Here is an 18610-nt window from a genome sequence, read left to right as displayed (position 1 = left end):
CGGGCCCGTCACCCTTGTCGTCCCTGTGCTCTCAACGACGGCGACCACCCTGGAGTCCCGTCCTGTACGGGTGACTTCAGCCACCTGCTCGTAGCACGGCTGCGACAATCGGCCCGGCCGCGTCGATGCCGTGGCCGGCGTCCTGGGCCATCGCCGCCGCCGCGACGTCGTTGCGGTAGCCGGTGAACCAGCTGTTGGACTTGGCCTGCCCGTCGACCTCCGCGGAGCCGGTCTTCGCGCCGATGGTGCCGCCGAGGCGGGCCATCACACCGGCGGCGGTGCCGCTGGTCGCGGTGCGGTTCATCATCGCCCGCAGCTGCTGGACGGTGCCCGCGGACAGCCCGCGCGCCCGGGCGGCCTCGCGGCCGTCGAGGGAGAGCGGCACGAGCACCGGCTGGCGGAAGGCGCCCGTCATCGCGGTCGCCGTCACCGACGCCATGTTCAGCGGGCTCATCTGGACCTGGCCCTGGCCGATGAGGGAGGCGGCCATGTCCGGGCCGCCGGTGGCGGGCACCGAGCCGTCGAAGGACGGGATGCCGGTCTGCCAGTTGTCCCGGCCGAGGCCGAAGCGGTCCTCGGCCTCCCGGGTGAGCGAGTCCGTCTTCAGGTCGTCCGTGTACTTGATGAAGGCCGTGTTGCAGGAGCGGGCGAAGCTCTCGGAGAGCGTCGCGTTCAGGTTCGGGGCCAGGTCCTTCAGGTTGTGGAAGGTCTGGCCCTCCCACAGCGCGTCCGGTGTGCACGGCGCGGGCCCGTTGGCGGTGGTGATGCCGTTGTCGATGAGCGTGGCCGCGGTGATGATCTTCATGGTGGAGCCGGGGGCCAGCTTGCCGAGGAAGGCCGCGTTGAAACCGTCCGCGCGGTGGTTGGCGACGGCCAGCACCTCACCGGTGGACGGCTGCACCGCCACCACCGACGACTCGTCGTACGTGCGCACCGCCTTCTCCGCCGCGGCCTGCACGCCGGCGCTCAGCGTCGTCCGCAGCCGGCCCGGCTTGCCCTTGGCGAGGGTGAGCAGCGTGGTGTCGGCGGCGGATCCGGCCTGGTGCCGGATCACCAGCTCCACCCCGGGGCTGCCGCCCGCCTTCGCGCCGTACTTCTCGCGCAGCGTGTCCAGGATGGGACCCAGGGACGGGTACGCGTCCTTCGTCAGCACCTTCCCGTTCCGGTCCACGGCGTCGATCGGCGGGCTCGCGGACTCGTCCGTCACGAGCGTGTCGCCGATCTCCAGGCCGGGGTGGACGACGGACGGCTTCCAATCGACCAGCGCGCGGTGCGTGGTCTGGCCGCGGACGACCGTCAGCTCGCTCTTGTAGTCGAGCGGCTTCGACTTCCCGGCGTAGGACACCGTCGCCTTGACCGTGAAGGGCACGGTGGCACCGGTCGCCGTGCCGGGCGTGATGTGCACCCCGGTGATGTCCGCGTCCTGCGTGTACGCCTTCAGCAGCGGTTCGGCGCCGCCCGCGTTGTTCGTGTACGAGGCCGCCGCCGACGCGTTGCCCTGTTCCCAGGCGGCGAAGAACTTCTGTGTGGTCTCCCGGACCTCGGCGGCGTCGGGCGGACCGGTGCGCGTGGACGACACGTCGCCGTTGCGCAGGGCGGAGAGGACGTTGTACGTCCCGTAACCCGCTCCGCCCACGAATATGACCAACACGCCGCCGATGACGGCGGCCTTGACCCCCTTGCGCATACCGCGCACCCCTCCCCGTGCCCCCTGCCAGACCTACGAACTCTAGGCGGAGCATGACGCGGATGTGAAACCTGTTGTCCGATGTTGTCCGAACAGTGATCGGTCACCGCCTCGCGAGAGCCTCGTGCCGGTGAACCACCGTCCGGCCACAAGGCAGAGGCTCAGCTCACCGCTTCCGCGGTTTCTGCGGCGCGGCTTTTTTGCCCGTCCAGCGCGCATCGGACGCAGCCGACGGTCCGGCGGCTTTCCTCGCCGGCGTCTGCTTGAACAGCTTCCTGGCCCAGCGACTGATCTGTTTGTCCATGCCGTCGGTTTCGGATTCGGTTTCGGAATCGGAGTCGTTGTCGACCCAGTAGCTCGACTGAACCTCCTGAGCGGCTCCAGGCACGGGGGGGACCGGTCGAGGGTTCTTGTAGGCACCCGGGTTGTTCACCAACTCGATCCCCGTGGCGCTCAACAGCGATGCATCCGGAACCACCGGCCCCTTCTCGCGATCGGGATACGAGAAGTTGTGCACCTTTTGCCCGTGAACATTTCCCGCCGCTGCCCCACTTGGTCCTGGTGGGCGTTTGCTGTCCATGGGAGCTCCTTCCGGTGACTTCCGTTGTTCAGGAGGAAACGTAAGAGTCGGCCTGCCGGTTCACCGGAAGGTGACAGTGACCTCGCGTGCAGCGCGATGCCCCTTTCCTGGCGTTTCCCGGCGTTTCCGGGCTGTCCGTAGGCTTCTGTGGGCCTCTGCGGTCGTCCGCCGGGACCGGCGGAGACCGGCGGTGATCACAGATGTCCGACAACGACCGTGGGGGCGCGGCCGTCGGCCACGCCCCCACGCTACGTACGCCCAGCTACACCCACGTATCCAGCCACATCCGCGACCGCCACTGGTCGACCGGGATCGCGGTGCCCGTGTAGATCGGCCAGAAATAGATGAAGTTCCAGGCGATCAGCAGGACCAGGATGCCCGCGCTCGACGCGCCGAACAGGCGGCGGGTGTCGCTGGAGCCGGGTGGGCCGATGATCGCGCCGATCATCATCGCCACCGCCAGGCACAGGAACGGCACGAAGACGACGGCGTAGAAGAGGAAGATCGTGCGCTCCTGGTACATGAACCAGGGCAGGTAGCCGGCGGCGATCCCGCAGGCGATGGCGCCCGCGCGCCAGTCGCGGCGGAAGAACCAGCGCCACAGCACGTAGAGGACGGCGAAGCAGGCCGCCCACCACAGCAGCGGGGTGCCGAGCGCCAGGACCTCGCGGGCGCACTTCCCGCCCGCGTCGGCCGGGCAGCCGTCCGTGCCGGGGGACGGTGACTCGTAGAAGTACGAGACCGGGCGGCCCAGCACGAGCCAGCTCCACGGGTTGGACTGGTAGGTGTGCGGGGACGACAGGTTGACGTGGAACTCGAACACCTCGTGCTCGTAGTGCCACAGGCTGCGCAGCCAGTCCGGCAGGAAGGTCCAGGGGCCGCCCTTGCCGGCGGTCGCCGCCCAGTTGCGGTAGTAGCCGCCCGAGCCGTCGGAGGGGGAGAGGATCCAGCCCAGCCAGGAGAGCACGTACACGCCGATCGCCACCGGGACCGTGGCCAGGAACGCGAAGCCGGTGTCGTACTTGAGCACCGCCACGTAGGGGCTGCGGGCCCCGGCCACCTTCCGCGCGCCCACGTCCCACAGCAGCGTCAGCACACAGAACGCGGCGAGGACGTAGAGGCCGTTCCACTTGGTGCCGAAGGCGAGCCCGAGCAGCACACCGGCCGCCCAGCGCCAGGGGCGCCCGCCCAGGCGCAGCGTGTCGCCGGTGCGGGCGTCCGGGCGGACGCGGCCGTCGGCGCCGATGGGCAGCGCCGCGGCGAGTCTCGCCCGGGTCCGGTCCCGGTCCACGACCAGGCAGCCGAAGGCCGCGAGGACGAAGAACATCAGCACGCCGTCGAGCAGCGAGGTGCGGCTCATCACGAAGTGCAGGCCGTCCACCGCCATCAGCGCGCCCGCCAGACAGCCGAGGAAGGTCGAGCGGAAGATCCGCCGGCCGATACGGCACAGCAGCAGCACGCTGAGCGTGCCCAGCAGCGCGGTCATGAACCGCCAGCCGAACGGGTCGAACCCGAAGATCAGCTCGCCGAGCCCGATGACGTACTTGCCGACCGGCGGGTGCACGACGTACGCCGGGTCCGCGGGGATGCCCAGATGCCCGGCCGACTGGAGGATCTGGTCGTTGGCGTTCTTGTCCCAGTTGACCTCGAAGCCGCGGTGGACGAGCGCCCAGGCGTCCTTGGCGTAGTACGTCTCGTCGAATATCACCGCCTTCGGGCTGCCCAGGTGCCAGAACCGCAGCAGGCCCGCCATCAGCGTCACCAGCAGCGGGCCGATCCAGCCCGACCAGCGGGTGATGCGCTCGGCCAGGGAGGACGGCACCCCCAGGGCGTGCCACAGGCGCGGGCTGGGCTCGGCGAACGGCGGCACCAGGCGGTCGCGGGCGTCGCCGAGGCCGCGGTCGGTCCCGTCCGGGTCCGTCCGGTAGCCGAGGTGGCGCAGTCGCCGCAGCCACGACGGCCGCTGGTCGTGCGGGGCCTGGCCCTGCCGGGTGTCCATGGAGGACGCGGTACTGGTCACCGCGCCATCGTAGGGAACCCTTCTGTGTGAGTCCCGCGCCTGGGCGGTACTGATCCGGATGAGCCCGCTTCCGACCGCCCCTGGGAGGATGGCCGGGTGACTGGAACTCTTGTCCTGGCGGGCACCCCCATCGGCGACGTCGCGGACGCGCCGCCGCGGCTTGCGACGGAACTGGCGGACGCGGACGTCGTGGCCGCCGAGGACACCCGGCGGCTGCGCCGGCTGACCCAGGCGCTGGGCGTCACGCCCAAGGGGCGCGTCGTCTCCTACTTCGAGGGCAACGAGTCGGCCCGGACACCCGAGCTGGTCGCGGAGCTGCTGGGCGGCGCGCGGGTGCTGCTGGTCACGGACGCCGGGATGCCGTCGGTCTCCGACCCCGGATACCGGCTGGTCGCCGCCTCCGTCGAGCAGGGCATCCGGGTCACCGCGGTTCCCGGGCCGTCCGCCGTGCTCACCGCGCTCGCGCTGTCCGGGCTGCCCGTCGACCGGTTCTGCTTCGAGGGGTTCCTGCCGCGCAAGGCGGGCGAGCGGCTGTCGCGGCTGTGGGAGGCCGCGGCGGAGCGGCGCACCCTGGTGTACTTCGAGGCGCCGCACCGCCTCGGCGCCACCCTCGCCGCGATGGCCGAGGCGTTCGGCGGCGAGCGGCGGGCCGCGGTCTGCCGGGAGCTGACCAAGACGTACGAGGAGGTACGGCGCGGTCCCCTCGCCGAGCTGGCCGAGTGGGCGGCGGAGGGGGTACGGGGCGAGATCACCGTCGTCGTCGAGGGTGCCCCGGCACCCGGCCCCGCGGATCTCGGCGCCGATGAACTCGTGCGCCGGGTCCGGGCGCGGGAGGAGGCCGGGGAGCGGCGCAAGGAGGCGATCGCGGCGGTGGCGGTCGAGGCGGGCGTGCCCAAGCGTGAGGTGTTCGACGCGGTGGTGGCGGCGAAGGGGTAGCGCTCCGCCGGGTGGGATGGGGTGGGGGTGCCGGAGGCGTCGGTGGGCGGGGCGGGTCCGGGGTTCGGGTGTGCTGGTGGGGGTGGGGCCGTGCGGGTGGGTTGTGGCTGGTCGCGCAGTTCCCCGCGCCCCTGAGGGGCGCCGTTTGCTGCGCTTCGTCATGGTCGGGTGTGCGCCCCATGCGGGAGCAAAGGGAGATCGCGCAAAGCAAAGGCCGCGCCTGCCCGCCGAGAGCCCAATGGCAAGGGAAGCCCAAATCGACTCCAACACTCGACAGGCCCCGGTGCATTCGCTCCGGCACAGGAGTCCACTGGGTCGAGGGGGCGGACCCGTCCCCCGTCCCGTTGGGATTCCGGGGGGAGTCCCGAACGCAGGGGACGCTTGTCCAGCGGACAAGAGGAGCAGCTGGCATGAGTGAGATCGCAGGGCAGACCGGCCTCCGCGGTGCGGCTACAGCCGTCGTTCACGAGTCGTATTCCTTCGCCTGCATGCGCTGTGGGCACGGCTGGGAGCAGTCGTACGAGATAGAGCACCACACGGACGCCGACGGTGCGCAGTTCGTCATATATGTGGCGAACGGGCGAATCGTTCCGTCGCCGCTGAGCCGGCCCGCGTGCCAGAACTGCGACGGCCAGGTGGTGCGGATCATGCGGGCCGGGCAGGTCGCGTCGGTGCGCGGCGCGGCGGCGTACGGGAGTGCGCACCGCACGCCTGCGGCCGGACCCGTCGAGGTCCCGGAGGTGCCGACGGCATCGCCGATCGCCGAGCGGGATCCGGTGCACCGCCACTGGCACCTGGCCGACCTCCTCCACCCGTTCCAGCGCAAGGCGGGCTGACCCGCTCGCTGATCGGCGGGGATGTCCGGATCCGTAGGATCAGGACATGTCTTCGAACGCCGACACCGCCGACAAGAACGCGGCGCCGCCGCTCCCGGAACCGCTCCGGGTGCCGGTCGCCGACTCCCACACGCACCTCGACATGCAGTCCGGCACCGTCGAGGAGGGGCTCGCCAAGGCCGCGTCGGTGGGGGTGACGACCGTCGTCCAGGTCGGCTGCGACATCAAGGGCTCCCAGTGGGCCGCGGAGACCGCCGCGGCCCACGACCGCGTCCACGCGACCGTCGCCCTGCACCCCAACGAGGCCCCGCGGATCGTCCACGGTGATCCCGACGGCTGGTCCCGGCAGGGGGCGCGGGTACCCGGCGGGGACGCCGCCCTCGACGACGCGCTCGCCGAGATCGACCGGCTGGCCGGGCTGCCCCAGGTGAAGGGCGTCGGGGAGACGGGACTCGACCACTTCCGTACCGGGCCCGAGGGCATGGCGGCCCAGGAGCGGTCCTTCCGGGCCCACATCGAGATCGCCAAGCGGCACGGCAAGGCGCTGGTCATCCACGACCGGGACGCGCACGCCGACGTGCTGCGCGTCCTCAAGGAGGAGGGTGCCCCCGAGCGCACCGTCTTCCACTGCTACTCGGGCGACGCCGCGATGGCCGAAGTGTGCGCCCGCGAGGGCTACTTCATGTCCTTCGCCGGGAATGTCACCTTCAAGAACGCCCAGAACCTGCGCGACGCCCTTGCCGTCGCCCCGCTGGAACTGGTCCTGGTGGAGACGGACGCGCCGTTCCTGACCCCGGCGCCGTACCGCGGACGGCCCAATGCGCCGTATCTGGTTCCGGTGACGGTACGCGCGATGGCCGCCGTGCGCGGCATCGGCGAGGACGTGCTGGCGACGGCCCTGGGGGTCAACACCGCCCGCGCCTTCGACTACTGACCGCGGGCGGTCGCGCGGCGACTTTTCCCAACTGTCGGTTGTTGTGTCGTTTTGAAGGATGAGGGGGGCTCCGCTAGGTTCTGGGGGCCTTTTGGACCCTTCTGGCCCTCTGGAGCGTGTCGGTGTGAGCAATCCGCAGTACGAGACGTATGGGACGCATGGGACGCACGGGGCTGATGGGATGTACGGCCCGTACGGAACGTACATTCCTGGCCCCGGTCCGGCCCCGGCGACCGGGTACGGCACGGGCCCGGACCCGGACCCGACGGGCTACGGCATGTGGGAGGCGCCCGTCGCGGGCGGGGCGTACCGCGACACCTACCGGCCCGCCTACGAACAGCAACTGCTGCCCCGGCAGGCATCGGGCGAGACCCGGCCCGGACCCGGTCCGCGTGAATCCGGTTCGCGTGAGCCCGGTTTGCGTGAGCCCGGACTGTGGGAGGCGGGCCTGCGCGGACCCGGTCTGCGTGAGCCCGGCTTGCGTGACCCCGGACTGCGCGAGCCCGGTCTGCGCGAGCCCGGTCTGCGCGGGCCCGGTCTCCGTGAGGCGGGTCTGTACGAGGCGGGTCTGTACGAGGCGGGTCCGCGTGAGCCCGGTCTGCGTGCGGCGAGCCAGTACGAGTCCGGTCTGCACGAGTCCGGTCTGCGTCCCCGCTCGGACCGGCGTGCCGCGCGTCGGCGGCGGGAGCGCAACGCCCGGCGCTCGGAGTCCGCCATGCGCCGACTGGTGCCGCAGGCCCTGGTCGTCGCGTTCCTCGCCGGCGGCACCACCGCGTTCGTCGCCAACGACAAGGCGGTCGAACTGAACGTCGATGGCAAGGCGCGCACCCTGCACACCTTCGCCGACGACGTGAACGAACTGCTCGCCGAGGAGGACCTGCCGGTGGGCGCGCACGACCAGGTCACGCCCGGCCGGGACGCCGAACTCGAAAGCGGCGACCAGGTCACCGTGGACCACGGACGTCCCGTGCGGCTCACGCTCGACGGCCGGCGGCACGAGGTGTGGACGACGGCCCGCACGGTGGAGGGCATGCTCGGCCGGCTCGGGGTGCGCGCGGAGGGCGCGTATCTGTCGGTGCCGCGCTCCCGGCCCATCGGCCGCTCCGGTCTCACCCTCGACGTACGCACCGAACGCGCGGTGACGGTCATCGCCGACGGCCGCGCCCGCGTCGTCCGCACCAACGCGGCGACCGTCCGTGAGGCGGTCCACGCAGCCGGGGTCACCCTGCGCGCCCAGGACACCACGTCCGTGCCGCTCGGCAGTTTCCCGCGGGACGGACAGACGGTGACCGTGCTGCGGGTGACCGGCGCCAAGGAGGTCCGGGAGGAGCTGATCCCGTTCCAGGTGAGCCGGACGGACGACCCCTCGCTGTTCCGGGGCATCGAAGTGGTCGACAGCGCCGGGCAGCCGGGCGTGCGGCGCGTCACGTACCTCATGCGGACCGTCAACGGGGTCCGGCAGAAGCCCCGCCGGGAGCGGGCCGAGGTGGTCCGCGAACCGCGCACCCAGCTCGTACGGGTGGGCGTCAAGCCGCCGCCGCCCTCCGTGGACGGCGCCGAGGGCCTGAACTGGCGCGGCCTCGCGGCCTGCGAGTCCGGCGGGCGGCCCGCGGCCGTGGACCCCTCGGGGACGTACGGCGGCCTCTACCAGTTCGACACCCGCACCTGGCACGGCCTCGGCGGCAAGGGACACCCCCAGGACGCCTCGCCGTCGGAGCAGACCTACCGGGCGAAGAAGCTGTACCTACGGCACGGATCGAGCCCTTGGCCGCACTGCGGGATGCGCTTGCACAGCTGAGCACCCGGCCGGTGGCCCCTGGGCTGTGGAGCCACCCCGCCGGCGGCCCGTGGGCCGTGGCTCTCCGGTCTGCCCGGGCGGTGGGCCGAGCGGGGGCGGTCGCCCCTTACCCTTGTGCCGTGAGCAGCCCCATCCCCGACGCCCTCCTCGGCCCCGCCGACATCCGTGAGCTGGCGGCAGCGCTGGGCGTGCGCCCGACCAAGCAGCGCGGCCAGAACTTCGTGATCGACGCGAACACGGTCCGCCGGATCGTCCGCACCGCCGAGGTCCGCCCCGACGACGTGGTCGTCGAGGTCGGCCCGGGGCTCGGCTCCCTCACCCTCGCCCTGCTGGAGGCGGCCGGCCGGGTCACCGCCGTCGAGATCGACGACGTGCTGGCCGCCGCGCTGCCCGCGACGATCGCGGCCCGGATGCCCCAGCGCACCGACCGGTTCGCGCTGGTCCACTCCGACGCGATGGCGGTCGGCGCGCTGCCCGGCCCCGCGCCGACGACGCTGGTCGCGAACCTGCCGTACAACGTGGCCGTGCCGGTGCTGCTGCACATGCTCGAAACCTTCCCCAGCATCGAACGGACGCTGGTGATGGTGCAGTCGGAGGTCGCGGACCGGCTGGCCGCCGCGCCCGGCTCCAAGGTGTACGGCGTGCCGTCCGTGAAGGCGAACTGGTACGCCGAGGTGAAGCGGGCCGGGGCCATCGGACGCAATGTGTTCTGGCCCGCGCCGAACGTGGACAGCGGGCTGGTCTCGCTGGTCCGGCGGGCCGAACCGGTCCGGACGACGGCCTCAAGGGCGCAGGTCTTCGCGGTCGTCGACGCGGCGTTCGCGCAGCGCAGGAAGACGCTGCGGGCGGCGCTGGCCGGCTGGGCGGGCTCCGCCGCCGCGGCCGAGGCGGCACTGGTCGCCGCGGGTGTCCCGCCGCAGGCGCGCGGTGAGTCGCTGACGGTGGAGGAGTTCGCCCGGATCGCCGAGCACGGCACACCCGCCGAGCACGATGGTCGCCCCGGCCGAGCTGACCGCCCCGACCGCGACGGCCGCGCCGTGCGCGACGGCCACACCGACCAGCCCGACCGGCCCCGGCAGCACCACGATCAGCAGCACCAGCAGCACTCCGAGCACGAGGAGACCGCCCAGTGACGGAGACGGTGACGGTACGCGTCCCGGCCAAGGTCAACGTCCAGCTCGCCGTGGGTGCCGCCAGGCCCGACGGCTTCCACGACCTCGCCAACGTCTTCCTCGCGGTCGGTCTGTACGACGAGGTCACCGTGACCCCCGCGGACGAACTGCGGGTCACCTGCGCGGGCCCGGACGCCCCTCAGGTCCCGCTCGACCGCACCAACCTCGCGGCCCGCGCCGCCCTCGCCCTCGCCGGACGCCACGGCATCGAGGCGGCCGTGCACCTCCACATCGCCAAGGACATCCCGGTCGCCGGGGGCATGGCGGGCGGCAGCGCGGACGGGGCGGGCGCGCTGCTGGCCTGCGACACCCTGTGGGGCACGGGCGCCTCCCGCGCCGAACTCCTGGACATCTGCGCCGAGTTGGGCAGCGACGTTCCGTTCAGTCTGATCGGCGGGGCGGCTCTGGGCACCGGGCGCGGCGAGAAGCTGACGGCTCTGGAGGTCGGCGGGACCTTCCACTGGGTGTTCGCGATGGCCGACCGGGGGCTGTCCACACCAGCCGTCTTCAGGGAGTTCGACCGGCTCGCCGAGGGCCGTGCCATTCCCGCGCCGGTCGCCTCGCAACCGCTGCTCGACGCCCTGGCCAAGGGCGATCCGGAGGCTCTGGCCGCCGCCGTCTCCAACGACCTCCAGCCGGCCGCGCTCTCCCTCTTCCCCGAACTGGCCGACACCCTGTCCGCGGGCCGTACGGCCGGCGCCCTGGCGGCGCTGGTCTCCGGTTCGGGCCCGACGACGGCGTTCCTGGCGGGCGATGCCGAGTCCGCGGAGCGGGTGGCGGGGGAACTGCGGGCTTCGGGGACGTGCCGGACGGTGCGTACGGCGGCGGGGCCTGCGGTGGGGGCGACGGTGATCTGAGCAGGCGCCCCTTCCCGCCCGCTCAGAGTTCGTCGATCGCCGTGAGGTCGATGTCGATGGGGTAGGGCCGGTCGACCTTGACGCGGTCGCGGTGCATGCCCATGTGCAGGTACGCCTTGGTGAGTGGGTCGAGTTCGTAGACGTGGACGACGGGCGCGCCGCTCGGCCCGCTCGCCTCGACCCGCCAGAAGTTCGGGATCCCGGCGGCGGCGTACTTCTGCGGCTTGGTGGTGCGGTCGCGGGACTCGGAGTCGGGGGAGACGACTTCTACGGCAAGGAGTACGTCCTGCGCCTGATAGCGCGTCTGGTCCGCACTGCTGACTGCGTTGGCCCAGACCACGCTCACATCGGGCTCCGGAGCGTTGCTCCGGTCGAGGACTACAGTCATTTCCCGTTTGACCTTGAATTTTTTCGGCACGCTCAGCCGGAGACCGCTGACCAGCAGGTCGATGACGTCGGCGTGGAAGTTGCGCTGCGGACTCACGAAAATCAGGCTCCCGTCGATCAGCTCGGTGTGCGGCGGGAGATCCGGCAGCGTGAACAGGTCGTCCACGGTGTAGCCGTCCTGCGGTGGCACCGGCCACCGGACGTGGTGCTCTACGGACTCGGCGGTCATGGTTCCTCCCATGGACGGGATCCTGCTGCCTGCCCTCAACGGTAGCGGCCGCTTCCCGATCATGTCATCACAAAGAGTGACGACCCCCGCGCGCCCCGTCCCCGCGCCCGCAGGCCCTACGCTTGAAGGCTGATCGATCCCCGCGCACAGGAGTGAAATGGCCGTCAACCTGGTCAATGTCGAGAACGTCAGCAAGGTGTACGGCACGCGTGCGCTGCTGGACGGCGTCTCGCTCGGAGTGTCCGAAGGGGACCGGATCGGGGTCGTCGGACGCAACGGCGACGGCAAGACCACCCTCATCCGGATGCTCGCGAAGCTGGAGGAGGCCGACAGCGGGCGGGTCACCCACTCCGGCGGGCTGCGGCTCGGCGTGCTCACCCAGCACGACTCACTCGATCCGGCGGCCACCGTGCGGCACGAGGTCATCGGGGACATGGCCGACCACCAGTGGGCGGGCGACGCCCGGATCAGGGACGTCCTCACCGGCCTGTTCGGCGGCCTCGACCTGCCGGGCTTCCCGGCCGGCCTGGACACCGTCATCGGTCCGCTCTCCGGTGGCGAGCGGCGCCGGATCGCGCTCGCCAAGCTGCTCATCGAGGAGCAGGACCTGCTCGTCCTCGACGAGCCCACCAACCACCTCGACGTGGAGGGCATCGCCTGGCTGGCCCGGCACCTGCACGAGCGGCGTTCGGGACTGGTCTGCGTGACCCACGACCGCTGGTTCCTGGACCAGGTCTGCACCCGCATGTGGGACGTGCAGCGCGGCACCGTCTACGAGTACGAGGGCGGCTACTCCGACTACGTCTTCGCCCGCGCCGAACGCGAGCGCATCGCCGCCACCGAGGAGGTCAAGCGGCAGAACCTGATCCGCAAGGAGCTGGCCTGGCTGCGCCGCGGCGCCCCCGCCCGTACCTCCAAGCCACGGTTCCGGGTCGAGGCCGCCAACGAGCTGATCCAGGACGTGCCACCGCCCCGCGACAGCAGCGAGCTGATGAAGTTCGCCTCCTCGCGGCTCGGCAAGACCGTCTTCGACCTGGAGGACGTGAGCATCCAGGCCGGCCCCAAGATGCTGCTCAAGCACCTCACCTGGCAGCTCGGCCCCGGCGACCGCATCGGCCTGGTCGGGGTCAACGGCGCCGGGAAGACCTCCCTGCTGCGGGCCATGGCCGACGCGGCGCGCACCGAGGGGGAGACGCAGCCGGTCGCCGGGCGGGTCGTCGTCGGCAAGACCGTCAAGCTCGCCTACCTCTCCCAGGAAGTCGCCGAACTCAACCCCGCCCTGCGGGTGCTGGAGGCCGTGCAGCAGGTGCGTGAGCGGGTCGACCTCGGCAAGGGCCGCGAGATGACCGCGGGGCAGTTGTGCGAGACGTTCGGCTTCAACAAGGAGAAGCAGTGGACGCCGGTGGGCGACCTGTCGGGCGGTGAGCGGCGGCGGCTGCAACTGCTGCGGCTGCTCATGGACGAGCCCAACGTCCTCTTCCTCGACGAGCCCACCAACGACCTGGACATCGAGACCCTGACCCAGCTGGAGGACGTGCTCGACGGCTGGCCCGGCTCGATGATCGTCATCTCGCACGACCGGTTCTTCGTCGAGCGCACCACCGACCGGGTGTTCGCGCTGCTCGGCGACGCGACGCTGCGGATGCTGCCGCGCGGCATCGACGAGTACCTGGAGCGGCGCCGGAGCATGGCGGCGGCCGTGTCCGCCGCGTCCGCCGCCGTGGCGCCCAAACCCGCGACGACGGAGCGGAGCGCCGCCGAGCAGCGGGCCACGAAGAAGGAACTCCAGCGGATCGAGCGCCAGTTGGACAAGCTCTCGGACAGCGAGACCAAGCTGCACGCACAGCTCGCCGAGCACGCCACCGACTTCGCGAAGGTGGCCGAACTCGACGGGCGGCTGCGCGAGGTGGCGGGGGAACGCGAGGAACTGGAGCTGCGCTGGCTGGAACTCGCGGAGGACGCCTGACCACGGTGCATGACGATGACATCTGACGTCTGACGCCGACGCCTGACCGCGACGCGGGCGCAGGGGCCGGTTCCCCGGTCCGGTCCCGACCCGTTCGCCGGTCTGTCCTCGCCCGTTCCCCGGTCCGTTCCCGGGGTGTGCGCGAGGCGGCCGGAAGCGGTCGTATGCCGTCGTACGCGCCGGGGCACGGCCCTCGCGGGCGCCGTGTGAAGGGGGCGTGAACGCTCGTAACGGCGTCATCACGGGCCGGTCCACCCTTGGGAACAGCGCTGGATCGGGTTCCTTCGGCGGCTGGATCCGGGTGGTAAAAAGGGCCGACTGAGAACCAACCCGGGCGGCCTTGCAGCCGTCGTGGTCCTCAGGGCGTGGCTAAAAGCCAGTGAACGAGGGGGAACAGCGCTGATGACCCAGCCGCCCGACCAGCCGCCGCACGGCGGCTTCGGAGCACCGCAGGACCGGCCGCCGCAGGGGGAAGGATCCGGGGCCCCGCAGACCCCGCCCGCCCAGCCACCGCCCCCGCCGCAACAGCCCCCGCCCCCTCCGCAGCAGCAACCGGGACACGGCTCCCCGCAGCAACCCGGCCCGTACGCCCAGACCGGTCCCTACGCCCAACCGGGTCCCTACGCCCAACCGGGCCCGTACGCCCAGCCCGGCCCTTACGGTCAGCCCGGCCCGTACGCCCAGACGGCTCCCTACACCCAGCCCGGCCCGTACGGATATCCCCAGCAGCCGGGCCCGTACGCCCAGTACCAGCAACCCGGTTACGGCTACCCGCAGCAGCCGCCGCAGTTCCCCGCCGGCGCACCCGGCACCCCGCCGCCCGCCGGCCCCTCCCGGCGGAAGCCCGCGCTGATCGCCGGCGGTGCGGTGGCGGCGCTGCTCGTCATCGGCGGTCTGGTGTACGCGATCGGTGGCGACGGCGGGAAGCAGCCCGCCGCCCGACGGTCCGACGACGCCAAGTCCGCCGCCTCCGCCTCCGCCGACCCGGTCGATCCCGGCGACGGCAGCGGCAGCGGCGACGGCGACCCGGAGAACCTCAACGCGGGCCGCAAGCCCGGCGAGGCCAAGGTGCTCTGGTACAAGCCGGCGCCCGACGCGCCCGCCTCCGGTGCCAGTGCTCCCGGCATGTGGATCACCGGCAGGACCGCGGTGAAGGCCGCCTACAAGCAGGTCTTCGGCTACGACGTGGCCGACGGCAGGCCCAGTTGGGCCCCGATCACCTTCCCGGAGAAGATCTGCGCGGTGACCCCGCAGAAGTCGGCCGACGACAAGGTCGTCGTGGCGTACATGAGCGGTTCGAGCGACCGTGCCGAGTGCAACCGGCTCCAGGTGATCGACCTGGACACCGGTGCGAAGGGCTGGCAGGGCAAGGTCCCCGACGGTGCGCTGTTCGACAGCACCGTCTCCGTCGGACTGACCCTCGTCGGCAAGACGCTGATGGTGGGCCGTTCGCAGTCCGGTATCGCGTACGACCTGGACAGCGGCCGGAAGCTGTACGACAGGACGAGGTACGGCGACGCCTGCTTCCCGACCGCGTTCGCGGGCGGTGCCGGCCGGCTGGTCTCGGTGGCCTCCTGCGATGCCACCGGCCGCAACGAGCACCAGGAGATCCAGGAACTCAACCCGGTCACCGGCAAGGTCAAGTGGACCAGGCCGGTCGAGAAGGGCTGGAAGGTCGCGCGCGTCTACTCCCTCGACCCGCTCGTCGTCTACCTCACCAACGAGGACCGGCAGGTCTGGAACATCTCGGTCATCACCGCCGGCGGCGGCTTCCGCTCGCAGGTCCGGGTCGACGAGAAGTTCGCCCCGCAGTGCGGGTGGGGGAGCGTCGCGCGCAACCTCCAGGGCTGCACGGGTGTCGCCACCGACGCGGACACGCTCTATCTGCCCACCGATGTCGCCGGCGGACCCAACGAGATCGTCGCGATCAGCCTCGACGACGGCACGGAGAAGTGGCGCGTCAAGTCCCCGGCGGACGAGTCGATGATGCCGCTCACGGCGAAGGACGGTCGGCTCGTCGCATACGTCCGGCCGTCGTACGACGAGGGCGGCCGGGTCGTGTCCGTCGCGACGTCGGGCGCCGACCACCGGACGACCGAGCTGCTGCGGAACCCGCACGGCACCGCGAACATCGAGAACGGCTTCTTCGACGGTTCCGTCGCCTTCGTCGACGGGCGGTTCTACATCTCCTCCACCCGGTTGACCGGCAAGGACGACGCGCCGGAGAAGCTGATGCTCGCCTTCGGCAAGTGAGCCCGGTTCACCGTTCCGGTCCCGGTCTCCACCCCGTCCCGGTTTCCGTCTCCGCTTCCGTCTCCGCTTCCGCTTCCGCTTCCGCTTTCTCCGTCTCCGTCTCCGTCTCCGTCGTGTCGGCCGTCTCCGCCGTCATCGTCGTCCTTCCCGCCGTATTCGAGCGCTCCTTCGAGGTGCACCCGTCATGACCCAGCCGCCGCCACCCCCCAACCAGCCGCCGCAGCAGGGCGGTTTCGGCCCGCCCCAGCAGCCCGCGGCACCCCCGCGGCCACCGTCCGCACCACCGGGACCCCCACCGTCCGCACCACCGGGCCCACCCCAGACACCTCCCCAGACGCCACATCAGATACCGACGCAGCCCGGCTACGGCTACCCGGCCCAGTCGCCCGGCCCTGGCCACCCCGGCCGGCAGCCCAACCCGTACGCGCAGCCGAACCCGTATGCCCAGCAACCCGGTTACGGCTATCCGGGCGGGTCGGCCATGCCCACGCAGCCGCAGCCGCAGCCCGGACCGCCCGGCGGCCCGCGGAAGTCCAAGGCACCGCTGGTCATCATCGTGTCGGCGGTCGTGGCCATCGCGCTGATCGTCGGCGGTGGCGTGCTGTACTCGAAGTCGTCCGGTGACGGCGCCGGAAAGCAGGACGACACGGCCGGCTCCAGCAGCGGCACCGGCGGCAGCAGCGCCCAGGACGGCGGCGCCACCGGCGGCAAGGAGAAGGTGCCCGCCGACACCGCCTCCAAGGTCCTCTTCAAGGTCCCGCTGCCCAAGGCCGACGACACGGTCGTCACCGCGGGTTCCTGGCTCACCGACAAGGTGTACGCCAAGAGCGGCATCGCCGAGATCATCGGCTACGACCCCGTCCAGGGCTCCGAGCTGTGGACGATCAAGCTGCCCGGCCCGGTGTGCTCGGTCACCGACCACGTCACCTCGGACGACAGGACCGCGGTCGTCTTCCAGCCGGGGATGCCGGCGAAGTACTCCTCCGAGGGGTGCAGCCAGGTCGCCGTGATCGACCTCGACGCGGGAACCAAGCTCTGGACGAAGTCGGTCAAGTCCGGTGACAAGCTGGTCAGCTTCGATAACGTCACCATCGCCCGGAACACGGTCGCCGTGGGCAGTACCAGCGGCGGCGCCGCCTTCGACCTGCCCTCCGGAAATCTGCTCTGGCAGCCGAAGCCGTCCGACACCTGCTTCGACGCCGGATACGGTGGCGGCGACAGACTGGTCTCGGTCCGCAAGTGCGGCAGCTACGGCAACCGCCGGCTGCACATCCAGACCCTCGAACCGACGTCCGGGAAGGTGGTCTCCGAGTACCAGATGACCGCGGGCATCGAGTACGCGTCGATCGTCTCGGCCGACCCGCTGGTGGTGGCCGCCGACGTCGGCGGCACCGCGGGCGACGGCAGCGGCGTCTCCGACTACTTCTCCATCGACGGCCGGACCGGCAAGCTGCGCGCCAGGATCTCGGCGCCGGGCGACTCGTACGCCGGCCGCTGCGACGGCGCCGCCCGGATCGAGTACTGCCGGCAGATCGTCGTCGGCGGCGACCGGCTGTACGTGCCGACCGAGCAGCACGACGGCGGCGGTCCGCGCAACAGAACCAACGAGATCGTCGCCTTCGACCTGGCCACCGGCGAACAGACCGGCCAGCGCGCGGACGCCGGCGACGGCTACACGATCAGCCCGCTGCGCATGGACGGCGGCAACCTGCTCGCGTACAAGCGCCCGCCGTACGACAAGGGCGGCCAGATCGTCAGCATCGACGGCAACTCCTTCAAGGAGACCGTACTGCTGGAGAACCCGGCCCTCCGGGCCGTGCGCGACGTGGAGACCCGGCTGTCACCGGAGTACGCGGAGTTCCGCTACGGGCAGGGCCGCCTGTACCTGTCGTCGGCGTATGCCCACAAGGCGTCGATCGCGTACGGCAAGGAGTACCTGGTGGTCGCGTTCGGCGCGGGAGCCGGCGGCTGAACGGGGCCCGCTCGTCACCCGCGAATGCCAGAAAAGCAAGAGATTCCTCCGATCCGGGGCACTTCTCATCTGTAGGGGCAGCGGAACGTCGAACAAGCGTGTAGCTTCCGGGGGCATGAAGGACGAGGTGCCGGGGGGTCCTCTGTCCATGCGGACCGGTGGGCATCCATAGTGGGGGCTCCGTAGGGGGGACTGGGGGGGTTGCTCCATGGGAGTGCGGCTCATCGTCGTCGACGACCATCGACTGCTCGCGGAGGCGCTGGCCTCGGCACTGAAGCTGCGCGGGCACCGGGTGCTCGCCGCGGCGGCGCCGTCCGTGGGCGCGGCTGATCTGGTGATCAGCCGCGCGCCCGAGGTGTGCCTGTTAGGCACCGCGGCACCGGCCGAGCCGGGGACCTTCGACCCGGTGGTGAAGATCAAGCGGGAGCGCCCCCAGGTCGCGGTGGTGGTCCTCGGGCCGGTGCCGTCCCCGCGCGGGATCGCTGCGGCGTTCGCGTCCGGTGCGTCCGGTTACGTGCGGCACGACGAGCGGATCGAGGGGGTCGAGCGGGCCATCATGAAGGCCCGGACCGGGGAGGCGGCCGTCGCTCCGCAACTGCTCCAGGGCGCCTTCGGTGAGCTGCTGAATCCCGCCGCCCAGCCCGACGACGAGGGCCAGCGGCTGTTGCAGATGCTCACCCCGCGCGAGGTGGAGGTCCTGGTCCGGGTCGCGGACGGCGAGGACACCCGGTTGATCGCCGCGGGGATGGGCATCGCCCCGTCGACCGCCCGGACGCACGTCCAGCGGGTACTCATGAAACTGGGCGTGGGCTCCCGCCTGGAGGCGGCGGCCCTGGCCGCCCGCACCGGCCTGCTGGACCGGGCCGGTGCACTGCCCGACGGCACGCCGCACGCCCCGCAGGCACCACACGCCCCGCACGCGGGGCAGGGGCCGGAGCCACCGCCGGAGCCCTAGCGACTCCGGCCCCTTTCCTCTGCTTCTC

The 18610-nt window shown here is 71.7% G+C and carries 14 protein-coding genes; 10 read left to right on the top strand and 4 right to left on the bottom strand.

Going from position 1 to position 18610, the window contains the following annotated elements:
* Nucleotides 1-76 precede the first annotated feature (76 nt).
* The 3 genes from ACFYPJ_RS26645 to ACFYPJ_RS26635 form a co-directional block, all read right to left on the bottom strand.
* Nucleotides 77-1687: a penicillin-binding transpeptidase domain-containing protein gene (locus ACFYPJ_RS26645; RefSeq protein WP_389022063.1), complete on the bottom strand. Its 1611-nt coding sequence runs from the start codon at nucleotides 1685-1687 to the stop codon at nucleotides 77-79.
* Between the two features lie 166 nt (nucleotides 1688-1853).
* A complete protein-coding gene (locus ACFYPJ_RS26640; protein WP_389022060.1) occupies nucleotides 1854-2267 on the bottom strand; it encodes a hypothetical protein in 414 nt (137 codons plus the stop codon).
* Nucleotides 2268-2529: 262 nt separating this feature from the next.
* A complete protein-coding gene (locus ACFYPJ_RS26635; RefSeq protein ID WP_389022058.1) occupies nucleotides 2530-4287 on the bottom strand; it encodes a dolichyl-phosphate-mannose--protein mannosyltransferase in 1758 nt (585 codons plus the stop codon).
* A gap of 96 nt (nucleotides 4288-4383) precedes the next feature.
* On the opposite strand from ACFYPJ_RS26635, the gene rsmI reads away from it, so the two are divergent.
* The 6 genes from rsmI (at nucleotide 4384) to ACFYPJ_RS26605 (ending at nucleotide 10820) form a co-directional block, all read left to right on the top strand.
* Nucleotides 4384-5223, top strand: a complete 840-nt coding sequence (rsmI, locus tag ACFYPJ_RS26630; protein WP_389022055.1) for a 16S rRNA (cytidine(1402)-2'-O)-methyltransferase — start codon at nucleotides 4384-4386, stop codon at nucleotides 5221-5223.
* Between the two features lie 410 nt (nucleotides 5224-5633).
* A complete protein-coding gene (locus ACFYPJ_RS26625; protein WP_389022052.1) occupies nucleotides 5634-6059 on the top strand; it encodes a hypothetical protein in 426 nt (141 codons plus the stop codon).
* A 46-nt stretch (nucleotides 6060-6105) separates the two neighbouring features.
* Nucleotides 6106-6993, top strand: a complete 888-nt coding sequence (locus ACFYPJ_RS26620; RefSeq protein WP_389022049.1) for a TatD family hydrolase — start codon at nucleotides 6106-6108, stop codon at nucleotides 6991-6993.
* A 277-nt stretch (nucleotides 6994-7270) separates the two neighbouring features.
* Nucleotides 7271-8791, top strand: a complete 1521-nt coding sequence (locus ACFYPJ_RS26615; protein WP_389022317.1) for a ubiquitin-like domain-containing protein — start codon at nucleotides 7271-7273, stop codon at nucleotides 8789-8791.
* A 119-nt stretch (nucleotides 8792-8910) separates the two neighbouring features.
* Nucleotides 8911-9924, top strand: a complete 1014-nt coding sequence (gene rsmA, locus ACFYPJ_RS26610) for a 16S rRNA (adenine(1518)-N(6)/adenine(1519)-N(6))-dimethyltransferase RsmA (RefSeq protein ID WP_389022046.1) — start codon at nucleotides 8911-8913, stop codon at nucleotides 9922-9924.
* Entirely contained in the window at nucleotides 9921-10820 is a 900-nt protein-coding gene (locus ACFYPJ_RS26605; protein ID WP_389022043.1) for a 4-(cytidine 5'-diphospho)-2-C-methyl-D-erythritol kinase, read from the top strand. The genes rsmA and ACFYPJ_RS26605 overlap by 4 nt, the downstream gene beginning before the upstream one ends.
* Nucleotides 10821-10842: 22 nt before the next feature.
* Here the strand turns inward: ACFYPJ_RS26605 and ACFYPJ_RS26600 are convergent, their stop codons facing one another.
* Entirely contained in the window at nucleotides 10843-11448 is a 606-nt protein-coding gene (locus tag ACFYPJ_RS26600; protein ID WP_389022040.1) for a Uma2 family endonuclease, read from the bottom strand.
* Nucleotides 11449-11593: 145 nt separating this feature from the next.
* Between ACFYPJ_RS26600 and ACFYPJ_RS26595 the strand changes: the two genes are divergently transcribed.
* The 4 genes from ACFYPJ_RS26595 (at nucleotide 11594) to ACFYPJ_RS26580 (ending at nucleotide 18582) form a co-directional block, all read left to right on the top strand.
* The gene (locus tag ACFYPJ_RS26595; RefSeq protein ID WP_389022037.1) at nucleotides 11594-13402 is read left to right on the top strand and encodes an ABC-F family ATP-binding cassette domain-containing protein; all 1809 of its coding nucleotides are present in this window, start codon (nucleotides 11594-11596) and stop codon (nucleotides 13400-13402) included.
* Nucleotides 13403-13804: 402 nt separating this feature from the next.
* Nucleotides 13805-15655 (top strand): PQQ-binding-like beta-propeller repeat protein, encoded by a 1851-nt coding sequence (locus tag ACFYPJ_RS26590; RefSeq protein ID WP_389022034.1) that lies wholly within the window; start codon nucleotides 13805-13807, stop codon nucleotides 15653-15655.
* Nucleotides 15656-15839: 184 nt separating this feature from the next.
* Entirely contained in the window at nucleotides 15840-17627 is a 1788-nt protein-coding gene (locus ACFYPJ_RS26585; RefSeq protein WP_389022031.1) for a PQQ-binding-like beta-propeller repeat protein, read from the top strand.
* A gap of 208 nt (nucleotides 17628-17835) precedes the next feature.
* Nucleotides 17836-18582 (top strand): LuxR C-terminal-related transcriptional regulator, encoded by a 747-nt coding sequence (locus ACFYPJ_RS26580; protein WP_389022028.1) that lies wholly within the window; start codon nucleotides 17836-17838, stop codon nucleotides 18580-18582.
* Nucleotides 18583-18610 lie beyond the last annotated feature (28 nt).

This window comes from Streptomyces sp. NPDC006012, assembly GCF_042871185.1.
Classification (GTDB): domain Bacteria; phylum Actinomycetota; class Actinomycetes; order Streptomycetales; family Streptomycetaceae; genus Streptomyces.
The sequence above is the reverse complement of the archived record's forward strand: the minus strand, read 5'-3'. Positions and strand labels throughout refer to the sequence as shown.

Bases quoted from the DNA above. Each gene is read 5' to 3' on its own strand.
- ACFYPJ_RS26645 (WP_389022063.1), bottom strand. From the start codon at position 1,687: ATGCGCAAGGGGGTCAAGGCCGCCGTCATCGGCGGCGTGTTGGTCATA.
- ACFYPJ_RS26640 (WP_389022060.1), bottom strand. From the start codon at position 2,267: ATGGACAGCAAACGCCCACCAGGACCAAGTGGGGCAGCGGCGGGAAAT.
- ACFYPJ_RS26625 (WP_389022052.1), top strand. From the start codon at position 5,634: ATGAGTGAGATCGCAGGGCAGACCGGCCTCCGCGGTGCGGCTACAGCC.
- ACFYPJ_RS26620 (WP_389022049.1), top strand. From the start codon at position 6,106: ATGTCTTCGAACGCCGACACCGCCGACAAGAACGCGGCGCCGCCGCTC.
- ACFYPJ_RS26615 (WP_389022317.1), top strand. From the start codon at position 7,271: ATGTGGGAGGCGCCCGTCGCGGGCGGGGCGTACCGCGACACCTACCGG.
- ACFYPJ_RS26600 (WP_389022040.1), bottom strand. From the start codon at position 11,448: ATGGGAGGAACCATGACCGCCGAGTCCGTAGAGCACCACGTCCGGTGG.
- ACFYPJ_RS26595 (WP_389022037.1), top strand. From the start codon at position 11,594: ATGGCCGTCAACCTGGTCAATGTCGAGAACGTCAGCAAGGTGTACGGC.
- ACFYPJ_RS26590 (WP_389022034.1), top strand. From the start codon at position 13,805: ATGACCCAGCCGCCCGACCAGCCGCCGCACGGCGGCTTCGGAGCACCG.
- ACFYPJ_RS26585 (WP_389022031.1), top strand. From the start codon at position 15,840: ATGACCCAGCCGCCGCCACCCCCCAACCAGCCGCCGCAGCAGGGCGGT.
- ACFYPJ_RS26580 (WP_389022028.1), top strand. From the start codon at position 17,836: ATGGGAGTGCGGCTCATCGTCGTCGACGACCATCGACTGCTCGCGGAG.